Here is a 12,739-nt window from a genome sequence, read left to right as displayed (position 1 = left end):
CGCGTCAGACGCGAGGGGCCGGGCCGATCGAAGCCCGGGGGATGAACTCGGCGGGCGGCAGCACGACGTGTGCCACCTCCTCGCCGGCCAGCACCCCGTCCAGGGCACGGGCCGCGGCCTCGCCCCAGCCGCGCGCGTCGGCGCGGGCGGAGGAGAGCGGCGGGTGGGTGTAGCGGGTGAGACTGGTGTCGTCGTAGCCGACGACCGAGAGGCGGTCCGGAACCGAAACGCCGAGTTCCTGGGCCACGGACAGTCCTGCCGTGGCGGCGAGGTCGTTCCCGTAGACGATCGCGGTGGGCGGCTCGGCCAGCGACAGCAGCTCGCGGGTGGCGCGGGCGCCGCCCTCGGCCGTGAAGCCGCCGGGCCGTACGGGCCCCTCCGGCAGTCCCAGGGCGTGCAGTGTCTGCTCCCAGGCCACCCGGCGGCGGTGCGCGTGGCGGAACTCCTGGGGCCCTTCGACATGGGCGATACGCCGGTGTCCCAGCTCGGCGAGGCGCCGCACGGCGTCGACGTAAGCGGGCCGGTCGTCGAGACCGACGGAGCTGAGCCCGTCGCTCCAGTCGCTCTGTCCCACCACGACCGCGGGCAGCCCGAGCCGGTGGATCAGGGCGGGCCGCGGGTCGTCGTGGCGGAGGTCGGTAAGGAGCACTCCGTCCACCCGGCGGTCGGCGGCCAGCCGCTGGTACACGGACTGCTCCCGCTCGGGGGTGGTGAGGTGCACCATGAGCCCGTCGCCGCGCTCGCCCAAGGCGATCTCGACGCCCGCGATGAATGCCGGGAAGAACAGGTCGGCGCCGATCTGGTCGGGTTCCCTCGCGAGCACGAGGCCGAATGCTCCGGCCTTGCCCAGCGACAGCGCCCGGGCCGGACGGCTCGGCGTCCACCCGAGTTCGGCCGCGGCAGCGAGGATGCGTTCCTTGGTCTCCTCGGCGACCCCGGGCCGGTTGTTCAGTGCGAACGATACGGAACTGCGCGAGACACCCGCACGCTGTGCGACGTCGTCGATGGTGGGCTTCCGAGCCATGGCGCCTTCCGCTGTCTGTTCCGCTGTCTGTGTGCCCGGGAAGACGGACACGTTGCCGGGTGACGCCCTCACCGGATGCTAAACCGGTTTGAACGTTCAACCGGCGTTCACTAAACCGGTTTGGAACACACGCGTCAATAGTGGGACCCCTGTGACCCGGACCACATGTGTGCGGAGGCCGGCCGTCTGTACCGCTGGTCATCACCGCAGCTCAGCGCCGCCACGCCCGTCACGGGGCGTTCCCGCTACGGATGAAGGTTTCTCGAACAGCCCTTGTCGACACGCCGCAGGGGAGTCGTCGCGCCCAGTCCCGCGCACACGTGTGAGGCCGCCGGCCGGGGTGCCGCGGATCCGTCCGTCACGCGGGAACGCCGGCACGCGGGAAGCGTGCCGGCGTACGACGAAGGCCGCGCTGCGGGCCAAGCGGCCCGCAGCGCACGCGTCACGGCTGTTTCTCGGCGAACACCCAGCGATTTCCCTCCAGCGCGTCGTTCTGCTCGGGAAGCGGGCCGCGTCCGTGCCGGCGAGTGAACTCGAAGGGGGTGTGCACCGAGGTGAACCAGCCCATCCCCGCGAGACTGCCCGAGGAGTCGGGTCGCGGTTCCGCGTCGAACAGGTCGAGGAGATCGATGCCCAGCTGCTCCTTCGTCGCCACGTAGAGCGGGCTGTGCCGGTACGCCAGCAGGTCCTTCTCGAGCTTCACCTCGTAGGCCAGGGAGCTGCCGCCCGCGCTCAGCGTGTCCACGGTGTCGATGAGGTAGGTCTCGGCGGCGGCCGGCAGGTAGAACAACAGCCCCTCGGCCAGCCAGACACTCGGTGCGGCCGGGTCGAAGCCCGACTGGACCAGCGCTGCGGCCCAGTCGGCCCGCAGGTCCAGCGGAATCGCCACGCGCGCCGCCTTCGGTCTGGCGGACGTGCCGTCCAGCACCTCTCGCTTGAAGGCCAGTACACCTGCCCTGTCGATCTCGTAGACCACACTGCCCGAGGGCAGGTCGAGCCGGTACGCCCGAGTGTCGAGTCCCGCTCCGAACAGGACGACTTGGCGAATTCCCTTGCCGTGCACCGAGCGCAGCACGAAGTCGTCGAGGACCCGGGTCCGCAGACCGAAGTAGCGTGCGAAGCGCCCCCACAGCGGATTCGCATCGCCGTCCGGGACCTGCTGGATGCGGACCGGCCAGTCCACCGACGCGGGTGCGGCGCGCACGAAGTGCTCGGCGTGGATGTCCCGTGCCAGGCTGTCGTGCCGATGGGTCTCGATCGCCCGGGCCGCGGCAACCAGGAGGGCGGTCACACCGACTCCCCCGTCCACGCCCTCCACTTCGGTGCTCTGCTGTGCGGTCTCTGCCATGCGTGCTACTCCTCCGGATGCGGGTGCGGACGGTGCGGGTTCGGACGGTGCGGGTGCTTCCTCGCACCTGGGCTGCGCGGCGGGCACCGCGGTCAAAGGACGGGCCGGCGGGTCCCATCCGGAATCAGGACGGGTTTGACCACACGTCCGGCATCGCAGTCGCGCTCGGCCTCGTCGATGTCGGCGAGGGGATAGGTCCGGATCAACTGGTCGAAGGGAAAACGCCCCGCCTGCCACAGGGCGGTCAGACGCGGAATCAGCAGGGCGGGCACCGCGTCACCCTCACAGATGTGCGAGATCCTGCGGCCTCGGTCCAGCGTCCCCGGCTGGAGCGCGAGCGGGCTGTGGAGGCGCGCCACCAGACCGAGGTGCCCGGTGGGACGCAGGGCACGCAGCGCGTCGTTGATCAGCTTGGCGGAGCCGGTGGTGTCCAGCGCGAACTGTGCTCCCCCATCGGTCAGATGGCGGATTCGGTCGTCCAGGCCGGCCGACGCGGAGTGCAGCGGCACGGCGTGGAACCGCTCGGCGAGGGCCAGTCTCCCGGGGTGCCGGTCGACGGCCACCACGACCGCCCCGGCGGCTGCGGCCGCCATGACGGCGGCCAGACCCACCGCACCCGTGCCGAAGACGACGACCGTGTCCCCGGGACCGGCCCCGAAGCTGTTGAGGACCGCTCCCGCGCCGGTGAGGAAGCCGCAGCCGAGCGGTCCCAGCAGTTCGACCGGCAGTGCGGGATCGACCCTCACTGCATTGCGGGCGCGGACCACCGCGTACTCCGCGAAGGAGGACTGGCCGAACCAGCGCGGGGCCAGTGCACCTCCATCGGCGCCGGTGAACCGAGGCGGGTTCTCCTCGCGCCCCCCGAAGAGGTTCAGCGAGGCGAAGGAGTCGCAGTAGGCGGGAGCCGCCCGCATGCAGTTCCGGCAGTGTCCGCACGAGTCGAAGCTCAGCACGACGTGGTCCCCGGCGCTCAGGCCGGTGTGCGGCCCGCCCACCTCCGTCACGACTCCGGCGCCCTCGTGACCGAGCACCGCCGGCAACGGCGTGCGGCCCGCGGAGTGCCGGACGGCGAGGTCGGTCCGGCACATTCCGCAGCCCGCGATCTCGACCAGGACCTCACCGTCGGCCGGCCCCTCGTCGAGACGCACCTCCTCGATCGAGAACCGCCCTCCGTACGTACGCAGCACCGCCGCGTCGAACCTGCGGGTCACGTGTCCTCCGGGCGGTGCACCACGAACGGTCTGAGGTTCCCGTAGAGCCCCCACGGGCCGCCCGCGACGCCGACCCCGCTCTCCTTGATGCCCGCGAAGGGCTGGGCGAGGGAGAGTTCCGCGTGGTGGTTGATCCAGGCCGTCCCGCATTCCAGCCGTCCCGCGACGGTCTCGGCACGGTCCAGGTCGGTTCCCCACACCGAGCCGCCCAGGCCGAAGCCGGTGTCGTTAGCGGCCTCAACGGCTTCGTCGATGTCTCTGTAGGGCAACACGGGCAGCACGGGGCCGAACTGTTCCTCCGTCACCACCGCGCTCCGGGTGGGCACGTCGGCGAGGACGGTGGGGGCGAAGAAGTATCCGGGCCGGTCGAGCCTGTGGCCTCCGGTCACGGCCTGCGCACCGTCGGCGAGGGCCTGCGCCGTGTACCGCTCGACGCGCGCGAGTTGGGCGGCGTTGTTGACGGGCCCGAGCTCCGAGCCCGGATCGAGTCCGGCTCCGACGACCGCGGACTTGGCCCGCTGCGCAAGGGCCTCGACGACCTGGGGATAGAGGCGGGCCGGGGCGTAGACGCGTTTGACGGCCATGCAGACCTGTCCGCAGTTGCGGAAGGCCGCCCAGAACAGCCGGTCGGCGATACGGTCCACATCGACGTCGTCCAGCAGGACCGCGGCGTCGTTGCCACCGAGTTCCAGGGTGACGCGGGCGAGTGTGGCGGCCGCTCCCCCGGCGACCGCTCGTCCGGTGGGCACGGAGCCGGTGAAGGTCACGTGCCGGATACCCGGGTGGGACGCGAGGCGCGCGCCGAGGGGCTCACGGCCTGTGACGATCGTCAGTACGTGCTCGGGCAGCGCGGTGGACATGATGGATCCCAGCAACCTCGTGGCGAGAGGTGTGTAGGGGGACGGCTTGAGCACCATCGTGTTGCCGGCGGCGAGAGCGGGCGCGAACTTCGCCGAGGCGAGCTGCAGTGGGAAGTTCCACGGAGTGATCGCCGCGACGGGTCCGAGTGGCCGCCACCGCAGCTCGCTGCGCACCGGCCGCCCGTCCGTGATCGCCTCACGGCCGGGGCACAGCCCGGCGAAGTAGCGCAGGCGGGCTGCCGTGCGGCCCACTTCCGCGTACGACTCGCGCAGTGGCTTGCCCTGCTCGCGGGTGAGCAGGGGCGCGAGGTCCGGCGCGGCCGCCTCGACGGCGTCGGCCGCCGCTATGAGTGCGTGCCTGCGGGCGGAGGGGTCGGCACGCCAGCCGAGCCAGGCCGCGCGGGCCCGGTCGACGACTGCGTCCAGTTCGTCAGGATGCTGGTCGGGAGCCTCGTCGAAGGTCTCGCCCGTCGCCGGGTCGAGCACCGGGATGCGCCCGGCTCCGGCGCCGGTCGAGGGGCCTGAGTGGTTGGTCGGCATGCGTGGCGCGTCAGCTCGCCGCGGCCGCTGCGTGTTCCCGGGCATGCCGGTCCATCTCGGCCCGGAATGCGGCCACCAAGTGCGGCTGGATCCTGCCGGTGTTGCGGTCGCCACCCTGGCAGACCGCTCCGCGCACTCCCACGATGTCCGTGCCGATACGGGTCAGTTCCCCGAGGTCGGCCGCCTTGATGCTGCCGGCGAGGGCGGCGAGCAGGCCGTTGTCGTGCGCGGTGCGGACGAACTCCGCACAGGCGGCGGGCGGCACGTGGTCGAAGAGCCGTGTCCCGTCCTTGACCGCCGTGTCGAGCATCGCCGCGTCAGAGCCCGAGCGGCGGGCGATGTCGGGCAGCGCGAGCGGGTTGACGCAGCCGATCCGGTGGGCGTCGGCGTAGCCGGAGGCGACGACGAAGGCGTCGGGCCGGTAGTCCTTCACCGCCCGGACGACTCCTCTCATGACGTCGACGGCCTGGTCGGGCGTCGTGCATCCGTAGAGGCCGACCTTGATGTAGGTGGCGCCGGAGACGGCGGCGCCGAGCGCGGCCTGGGCGACCGTCCCGGGCTTGTACGGCACGTCTCCCACCGTGGCCGAGACCGGCTTGTCCGCGGGAACCGCGGCGCGGATCTCCCTGATGACCCAGGGGAAGTTCGCGCCGAGCGAGCCTTCGTCGGGCTTCTTGACGTCGACGATGTCGAGGTGTTCCGCCGCCTTGGCGCATTCGAGGGCTTCTTGGACACCGTCGGGAGAGATGAGCAGCAACAACGTGTTTCCTTCCACCGGATGGGCCTGTCGGAGACAGGTGTGCGGAGTCGTCGGGATCACGTGCGGTCCGCTCATCATCTCCACCGGCGGTGGCCGCAGGCAGGGCGCGCGGAGTACCGAACGGATCACTGCCACCCGGAGTCCGCGCCCCTGCAGGTGCGCCGTACACGCCGGTCGGGAACCAGCCTCGGTGGCGACACACCGACATGTGACGGCCGCGCAGGTGTGAACACCCGTACCGGCGCCGGTGACGACCTGCCGGAGGAACGACGCGGGGAGGAACACACCTGCACGAAGGAACCGGCCGCGTGCGCCGCGCCTTGGCAGGACCTCCCGGGCCGGTCCAGGACTCACGGCTCACGGCTCACACAAGCACGACCGGGTTGGTCAGAGCGGCCATGTGACCGTACGGATGTCGCACCTCGATCCGCACGAACGACGTGTTCTGGGCGGTCGTACGCCATACGGCGGTACCCGCGCCGGACTCCGGCAGCATGACACGGTGCACCTCGCCCCGCTGCGTGTGGAAGCTGACGCCGGCCGAGGGAACACCACGTATGTGTGCACGCACCGTGACAGGTGCTCCGCAGGTGGCCAGGTGTTCACCGATCCCCGCGGTCCGGCCGGCCGCCACGACCGCGAGCGACAACTCGACGCCGGAGGACTCGGCGATCCAGCTTCGGCCGGCGCGGAGCCCGGCAAGGAGCGCAGGGGTGTTCAGACCCTCAGCCAGTACGACGGTGTGCGGGATGCCGATCTGACCGATGAGATGTGTGTCGCTGTTCCCCATGGCGGGCCGCCACAGCCCTGCCCGCACTCCATCCGCGAGCCCCCGTCCCCATTCCGCGAGAGCTGTCTCGTTGTCGGCGTTCCAGGGACGGTCCGACGCCCACAGCCCGTTCCACACCTCGATCGCGTCGAGATCCTGGTGGGAGTACATGAAGCTGCCCGAGGGATAGGGAGCGTACGGGTGCGCGACCACACACAGACCACCGGACGCGTGGACCCGGTCCAGGCTTCGGCCGATGAGCGCGTCACCCGCGCCGTAGTCCCAGTCGATCACCTGCCCCGGCGCGATGCCGACGGCAAGCCAGTGCCCGGCCCTGGTGGTCACCTCCTGACCGAGCACGACCAGGAAGTCGTCTGCGGCATGAGGTTCCCAAGCCCCCATCGAGGCGGCGGAGTTGTGCTCCGTCGTGGCGATGAAGTCGAGTCCTGCCGCGCGGGCACCTGCCGTCAGCTCCTCGGGGCTGAGCTCACCGTCCGAGTACACCGAGTGGACGTGGCAGTCTCCGCGATACCAGCCGGCCCCTCGGCCACGTGCCCGCACAGGTGGGAATCCCGGGTTCGGCATGGCGCTCCTCGTCGCAGGACGGCACGCAGACCGAACGAACGCGGCGCGCGCAGCGTTCCCCCTCCGAGCCCGACGGGAGCGGCCGTCAGGCTCTCATCCGTCGGTACGCGTCGTGCGGTAGCTGTACACCAGCAGAGCCACGAGGATGAGACCGGAGAGAATCAGACCGACGCCGGTGGGCCAGCCGCCGAAGGGAAGCTCGGGCATCAGCCCCCAGATCAGGCCCGCCGTCAGAAGGACCGCCGCCGTGAGGGACGAACCGGCGATGCGGACCGGTGAGGCCACACTCTCCCTGGCGGCACGCATGGCCTGGTCGCGCACCGGGTCGACGTAGCGGGCCACGGCGGGGAACTGGTCGGCGAGGACCAGCAGGCCGGCGAGGATCAGCAGCAGTCCCGGACCGGGCAGGACCAGCAGCGCGACGCCCAGGATGAGCAGGGCGGCACCTGCCACGAGGGCAGCGCCCCGGCGCAGGGGGTTACGGCTCCGCACCTCACTTCCCTCCTGGTCACGCCGGACGAATCCGTGGACCGCTCCGGCTCTCGCCCCGCTGATCGGTGGGATCGCTCCCGTCCGTCGCGGTTTCACCTCCATGCTGCGGCTGGACCGCCGCGCGCGCAATCGACCACGCAGTGTGGTCGAGCGGACACGCCCGACCCTTTCCGCTGCGCATGCGGGCAGGCAGCGTCGCACGGTTCCGCCGGCCGGGCGGTGACCCGGCCCAACGGGACCGGGTCACGGCGATCGGGCCGCCGCGTCTGCGACCCGTGTGCCACGGTCGAGTGGCGGCCCAGGACCACCAGAGGCCCCGCCGTCGGCCTACGACAACGGCAACGGCAACGGCAGGGCGGTGCCCGGCTGAAGATCATGTAGCGGTAGGCTCGTTCCGCAACACGACGCGAAGGGGAACGCGGTGGCGCGGGTTGTGGTGATCGGCGGGGGTATCAGCGGGCTGGGGACGGCACTCATGCTCGGCCGACGGGGCCATTCGGTCACGGTCTTCGAGCAGGACCCCCATGAAGCGGCGGACGATCCGGACCAGGGTTTCTTCCACTGGAGCAGGCCCCGTGTACCGCAGGCCGTCCAGCCGCACTCACTCCTCGCGCCGGTACGCACGGTGCTGCTCGCCGAGGCTCCCGACGTCTACGCGGACATGCTGGCGCGCGGAGCCCGCGAATACCACGAGTTCGACTGGTTCGACGGGCATCCGCCACACAGGCCCGGCGACGAGGACCTGGTGACCCTGCGCACCCGTCGCATCGTGCTGGAGACCGCCCTGAGCGCGGCCGTACGGCGGGAACCCACGGTCGAGGTACGCCGAGGCAGGCGCGTGCACGCCCTCACCTTCGCGGAGGACAGCCCCACCCGGGTCACCGGCCTGCGGGTGGGCGCGGAAGCGCACCCGGCGGACCTCGTCGTCGATACGTCCGGTCGTCGCTCGCCTGTGCCCGCCTGGCTGGTCGCGGCCGGCTGCCGGCCTCCCGTGGTCGAGAGCCACCGCACCGGGATCGCCTATCTGTGCCGCTGGTACCGCCTGCGTCCCACGGGCCCCCGGGACCCGGGGCGGGTGAAGACCGGCTCGGCCTCAGCGTTCGCACTCGCGGGCGTCTTCCCGTCCGACAACGGCACTTTCGCGGTGAGCCTGGTGCTGTCCACAACTGATCCGACGCGCGGCGCGCTCACCGACCCCGCCGTGTTCGAGGCCGTGGCCCGCCGCTTCCCCGCCACCGCAGCCTGGCTCGATCTGGCCCCCGAACCGCAGTCGGCGGTCCTGGCCATGGCCGGCCTGGACAACCGCTGGACAGCTCTCTCCGACGACCACGGACCAGTGGTCACCGGCCTGGTCAACGCCGGCGACAGCCTCATCCACACCAATCCCACCTTCGGTCACGGCGTGGCCCTCGGCCTGCTCGCCGCGCGGCATCTCGCCACCCACGTCGAGCGGACAGCAGTGGACCCCGCCGCTTACCACGCCTGGGCGACACAGGCCCTCCGCCCCTGGTTCGACGCGCAGGTGACGGCCGACCGCACCCACGGGCAACGCCTCGCCGAGGGCGCTTCGCCCTCGGACCGGCGGGCTGCGGCGCTGGCGCTCTGCGCCTTCGACGACCCCGTCGTGATGAGGGCACGGGCCCAGGTGCGCCACCTCGTGCGCACGTCCCAGGACGCCTACGGCACCGACGAGGTGGACCGGCACCTCACCGCCTGGCTGGCCGCCCGTCCGGACTTCGCCCCGGAGCACGACGGCCCGACCCGGGGACAGTGGGATGCGCTCGTAGCGGGATGAGAGCCGGCCCGGCATCCGCCCCGTCACCGGGCATGAGCCGTCCCGGCACCTGCCTCACCGCCGGGTCAGGGCCAGCACGCTCAAGCCGAACATCAGCACACCCAGGGGCAGATGCACCGAAGTGACGTGCGCGATGCCGAGCACGACCTGGACCGAGGCGAGCACCAGGAAGCCGGATGCGTGGAGTACCGGCCGGACGGGTCCGCCACCCGGCTTCCACACCAGCAGCGCCGCGAGTACGTACAGCATCGACGCCCCGTACATCACGCGGGCCCCGGCGCTGTGCAGCGTTTCCCCGTACGACGTGCTGAGCAGCAGCCCTGCGGACACCGCCTGGAGGAAGATGGTCAGGGTCTGCAGGGCGATCGCGGTCCGCACGAACGACGAGCTGCGCCGTTCCCCCGTGCTCGCCGACTCCTGAGTGGTCATGTCACGGTCCCCTTTTCCGCCCTCGGGCAGCAGATCGATAGAGTCTCGACAACTCGACGACGCGGGTACGCGAAAGGTAAGGCGAGGGAGCGGCCGGCACATGGGGACTGTCGGAACCGGACCGGACGAGGTAGCCGGTGAGCGCCGTCAACTGCTCAATGTCGCCTATCGGTTGCTCGGTTCGATCACCGAGGCCGAGGACGCTGTGCAGGACGCCTACGCTCGCTGGTACGGGCTGTCACGAAGCCGGCGGGAGGAGATCCTGTCCCCCGGCGCCTGGCTGACGACGGTGACCAGCCGCATCTGCCTCGACGTGCTCGGCTCCGCCCGGGCCCGCCGTGAGCGTTACGTGGGCATGTGGCTGCCCGAGCCGGTGCCCGACCGCGCGGAGGGGGGCAGGAGCAGCGCGGGTCCCGCAGGGCACGCGGACCCCGCCGACCAGATCGTCCTCGACGACTCGGTGACCATGGCCTTCCTCGTCGTCCTCGAGTCGATGACACCCGCCGAGCGGGTGGCCTTCGTCCTGCACGACGTGTTCAGGTATCCGTTCGCCGAGATAGCGCTGGTTCTCGGGCGGACGCCTCCGGCGTGCAAGCAGCTGGCGGCTTCCGCCCGAAGGCGGGTGAGCGTCCCGTACACGCGGGTAGCGGCGACCGGTCGGGCCGAGGTGGTGAGAAGGGTCAAGACGGCCTGGGAGGCCAAGGACATCGCCGCCCTCGTGGGCCTGCTCGATCCGGCCGCCGTGATGACCGCCGACGGCGGCGGCGCGGCCGGCGCCGCTCTCCGCCCGGTCGAGGGCGGCCCTCGCATCGCCCAGTACATGGCGGTCTTCGCGGACAGGGCTCCGGGGCTCGAACTCCTGGAGCGGTCGGTCAACGGTGCGCCCGGGCTGGTGGCCGTGCACGCGGGGGTCGTGATGACCGTGGCGTCGTTCGACGTGGAGGACGGACGAGTCACGCGCATCTGGGCGGTCCGCAATCCGGAGAAACTGCGGCCGTGGGCGTCTGCAAGCTGATGACAGCAGGTTCGGGACCACCGGACGTGACACCGCTGAGGCGTTCGAGGACGGGCAGCAGGTGTCCGGGCTGAAACACATGCCTGGGCCGGGGCCCGGGCCGGTAGGTGCCCCCGCGGAGTGGTGGTGCAGGCCACGGAATTCAGGAGACGCCGTCCCCGCGGTGCGCGTCCGGGTGGTGGAGCCGCACCACCACCTCGCGTGCTCCAGGCGGAACTTGCCGGTCTGGGTGGCCGTCGCGCACAGTACGGCGTATGACGAACCCCGCAGAGGCGCTCCGCTCCCTCGCCCGCACCAGGGCCTCACTCGACGGCGAGGAGGTCACGTACTGGTGGTCGGGAGATGTCTACTCCTGGGCACCCGACGAGCCCTACCAGCGTGTCTTCGGCTTCGAGGGGCTCAATGTCGCCCGCCTCGTCCAGGACGGCACCGACCCGGGCGCGTATCAACTGTTGACCCGCGAGGCCGCGTTCTATCTGGACCCCGTCACGCGCGAGATCCTGGAGACCTGGCAGGACCTGCCGGTGGTACACGTCTGGAACGACCCGGCGAACCAGAAGTGGCGTCCCTTCCCGGTCCCGACGACCGATCTCGGCGCGCAGGTCTGTTTCAGTCTGGAGATCCCGCTCTCCTACCCCTCGCCGCTGCCGGTGGCCGATTACCCCGTCCACTCGGCCGGTGACACCTACAAGGCCCTGGAGCTGTTCCAGTTCTTCGCCGACCGCGCCGATCTGGCCGGTTCCGCACCGAGTGTCCCCGCGACCATGTCGTGGACGCGGATGTCCCCGTGGCTTCCGTGGATGGCGCGCGGGCAGCGGCCCGGAGGGCTCACCTTTCACTGCCGTGGACGGAAGCTGGGCTCGTACGCCGAGGTCCCCGAGCGCACGCGCGCGTACATCGCAGACCGCAACCCTGCGTTCGCCCATGCCCCGGAGAAGTGGACCGAGCCCAACGAGACCAGCTGGACGTACTACCGCAAGCTCAACCCGCCCAGCTGACCGGATCCGGCCGACGACATCGTCGCCCGGCCCACTGGACGGGTACGCGGCCCCTCGTGGGCGTCGCCACAGAGTGGCGATCCCCGGCCGGGGTGCGGGCGGCACTCCCTTCGCCGGGGCCGCCTCCGCACAGGGGAGGCCCGGATCACCGGGGACGCCCTCACCGTCAGGCGGCGCACGGCGGTGGGCGGCGCTTATCCGATTGCCGTCGGCACACCAGGTCGGATAGGAAGTCCGAATGCTGAAGGGCGACAAGGTCGGGCTGAGGGCCCGGCACGACGACGACATTCCGGTCCTCCAGACGGAACTCCACGACGACGTCGTCAACCACGCGCGATCCCAGGGCCGTCCGTGGCGTCCGGTCACGCCCGGGTCGAAGGGCTCGCACTTCGTGGTGGACGACGACGAGGAGTGGCATGTCCAGTTCTCGGTGGTGGATCTGGCCGACGGCACGCTCGCCGGTTCCGCGGCGCTGTGGGGCATCGACACCCACAACCGGACCGCGCACATCGGGCTGGGCCTGCTCCCGCACGCCCGCGGACGTGGCTTCGGAACGGACGTGGTCGCGGTCCTGTGTCACTACGGTTTCGTCGTGCGCGGCCTGCAGCGACTGCAGATCGAGGCCCTGTCGGACAACACCGCCATGCTGCGCTCCGCCGGGCGCAACGGCTTCGTCCGCGAGGGTGTGCTGCGCTCCTCGGCCTGGGTGATGGGCGAGTTCCTGGACGAGGTGGTGCTCGGGCTCCTCGCCCAGGACTGGACACCGCGCCGAGCGGAGGGCCCGGCACCGAGCCGGCAGTGAACGAGCCTGCCGGCAAGGGGCCTTCAGTCGGGGTCACGGGCGCGGACGTGGCCACAGTCGCGGTCACGGGCGCAGCGCAGTCGCAGTCGCAGTCGCAGTCGCACTGAGGGC

12 protein-coding genes are annotated in these 12,739 nt (G+C 71.3%); 4 read left to right on the top strand and 8 right to left on the bottom strand.

Features of this window, described 5'->3' with window-relative positions; all coding sequences use genetic code 11:
* Window positions 1-4: 4 nt before the first annotated feature.
* The 7 genes from ACFYY2_RS09765 to ACFYY2_RS09735 form a co-directional block, all read right to left on the bottom strand.
* Window positions 5-1,024, bottom strand: a complete 1,020-nt coding sequence (locus tag ACFYY2_RS09765) for a LacI family DNA-binding transcriptional regulator (RefSeq protein WP_388739499.1) — start codon at window positions 1,022-1,024, stop codon at window positions 5-7.
* Window positions 1,025-1,466: 442 nt separating this feature from the next.
* A complete protein-coding gene (locus tag ACFYY2_RS09760; protein ID WP_388739496.1) occupies window positions 1,467-2,372 on the bottom strand; it encodes a class I SAM-dependent methyltransferase in 906 nt (301 codons plus the stop codon).
* Between the two features lie 92 nt (window positions 2,373-2,464).
* The gene (locus ACFYY2_RS09755) at window positions 2,465-3,583 is read right to left on the bottom strand and encodes an NAD(P)-dependent alcohol dehydrogenase (protein WP_388739493.1); all 1,119 of its coding nucleotides are present in this window, start codon (window positions 3,581-3,583) and stop codon (window positions 2,465-2,467) included.
* Window positions 3,580-4,983 (bottom strand): aldehyde dehydrogenase family protein, encoded by a 1,404-nt coding sequence (locus ACFYY2_RS09750; RefSeq protein WP_388739490.1) that lies wholly within the window; start codon window positions 4,981-4,983, stop codon window positions 3,580-3,582. Before ACFYY2_RS09750 ends, ACFYY2_RS09755 begins: the two co-directional genes overlap by 4 nt.
* A 10-nt stretch (window positions 4,984-4,993) precedes the next feature.
* Window positions 4,994-5,743: a (5-formylfuran-3-yl)methyl phosphate synthase gene (locus ACFYY2_RS09745; protein ID WP_388739488.1), complete on the bottom strand. Its 750-nt coding sequence runs from the start codon at window positions 5,741-5,743 to the stop codon at window positions 4,994-4,996.
* A gap of 364 nt (window positions 5,744-6,107) precedes the next feature.
* Window positions 6,108-7,097, bottom strand: a complete 990-nt coding sequence (locus ACFYY2_RS09740) for a CehA/McbA family metallohydrolase (protein ID WP_388739485.1) — start codon at window positions 7,095-7,097, stop codon at window positions 6,108-6,110.
* Window positions 7,098-7,190: 93 nt separating this feature from the next.
* Entirely contained in the window at window positions 7,191-7,589 is a 399-nt protein-coding gene (locus ACFYY2_RS09735; RefSeq protein WP_388739482.1) for a PGPGW domain-containing protein, read from the bottom strand.
* 421 nt (window positions 7,590-8,010) lie between these two features.
* Here ACFYY2_RS09735 and ACFYY2_RS09730 point away from each other — a divergent pair, with 421 nt between their 5' ends.
* Window positions 8,011-9,384, top strand: coding sequence for an FAD-dependent oxidoreductase (locus ACFYY2_RS09730; RefSeq protein WP_388739479.1), 1,374 nt, complete (start codon window positions 8,011-8,013; stop codon window positions 9,382-9,384).
* Between the two features lie 54 nt (window positions 9,385-9,438).
* Here ACFYY2_RS09730 and ACFYY2_RS09725 read toward each other — a convergent pair whose 3' ends face one another.
* Entirely contained in the window at window positions 9,439-9,813 is a 375-nt protein-coding gene (locus ACFYY2_RS09725) for a hypothetical protein (RefSeq protein ID WP_388739476.1), read from the bottom strand.
* 100 nt (window positions 9,814-9,913) lie between these two features.
* On the opposite strand from ACFYY2_RS09725, the gene sigJ reads away from it, so the two are divergent.
* The 3 genes from sigJ (at window position 9,914) to ACFYY2_RS09710 (ending at window position 12,628) form a co-directional block, all read left to right on the top strand.
* Complete coding sequence (sigJ, locus tag ACFYY2_RS09720; protein WP_388739473.1) at window positions 9,914-10,828, top strand: RNA polymerase sigma factor SigJ; 915 nt, start codon at window positions 9,914-9,916, stop codon at window positions 10,826-10,828.
* Between the two features lie 254 nt (window positions 10,829-11,082).
* A complete protein-coding gene (locus tag ACFYY2_RS09715) occupies window positions 11,083-11,826 on the top strand; it encodes a DUF1838 family protein (RefSeq protein WP_388739471.1) in 744 nt (247 codons plus the stop codon).
* Between the two features lie 238 nt (window positions 11,827-12,064).
* Window positions 12,065-12,628, top strand: coding sequence for a GNAT family N-acetyltransferase (locus ACFYY2_RS09710; RefSeq protein WP_388739468.1), 564 nt, complete (start codon window positions 12,065-12,067; stop codon window positions 12,626-12,628).
* Window positions 12,629-12,739: the final 111 nt, after the last annotated feature.

It is taken from the genome of Streptomyces sp. NPDC001822, from assembly GCF_042892135.1.
GTDB lineage: Bacteria > Actinomycetota > Actinomycetes > Streptomycetales > Streptomycetaceae > Streptomyces.
Note: the sequence above shows the minus strand (reverse complement) of the source record. Positions and strands in the feature narration are given on the sequence as shown.

Excerpts from the sequence above, each read along its gene's own strand:
- ACFYY2_RS09760 (WP_388739496.1), bottom strand. The coding sequence starts at position 2,372 with ATGGCAGAGACCGCACAGCAGAGCACCGAAGTGGAGGGCGTGGACGGG.
- sigJ (WP_388739473.1), top strand. The coding sequence starts at position 9,914 with ATGGGGACTGTCGGAACCGGACCGGACGAGGTAGCCGGTGAGCGCCGT.
- ACFYY2_RS09750 (WP_388739490.1), bottom strand. The coding sequence starts at position 4,983 with ATGCCGACCAACCACTCAGGCCCCTCGACCGGCGCCGGAGCCGGGCGC.
- ACFYY2_RS09715 (WP_388739471.1), top strand. The coding sequence starts at position 11,083 with ATGACGAACCCCGCAGAGGCGCTCCGCTCCCTCGCCCGCACCAGGGCC.
- ACFYY2_RS09725 (WP_388739476.1), bottom strand. The coding sequence starts at position 9,813 with ATGACCACTCAGGAGTCGGCGAGCACGGGGGAACGGCGCAGCTCGTCG.
- ACFYY2_RS09710 (WP_388739468.1), top strand. The coding sequence starts at position 12,065 with ATGCTGAAGGGCGACAAGGTCGGGCTGAGGGCCCGGCACGACGACGAC.
- ACFYY2_RS09740 (WP_388739485.1), bottom strand. The coding sequence starts at position 7,097 with ATGCCGAACCCGGGATTCCCACCTGTGCGGGCACGTGGCCGAGGGGCC.
- ACFYY2_RS09765 (WP_388739499.1), bottom strand. The coding sequence starts at position 1,024 with ATGGCTCGGAAGCCCACCATCGACGACGTCGCACAGCGTGCGGGTGTC.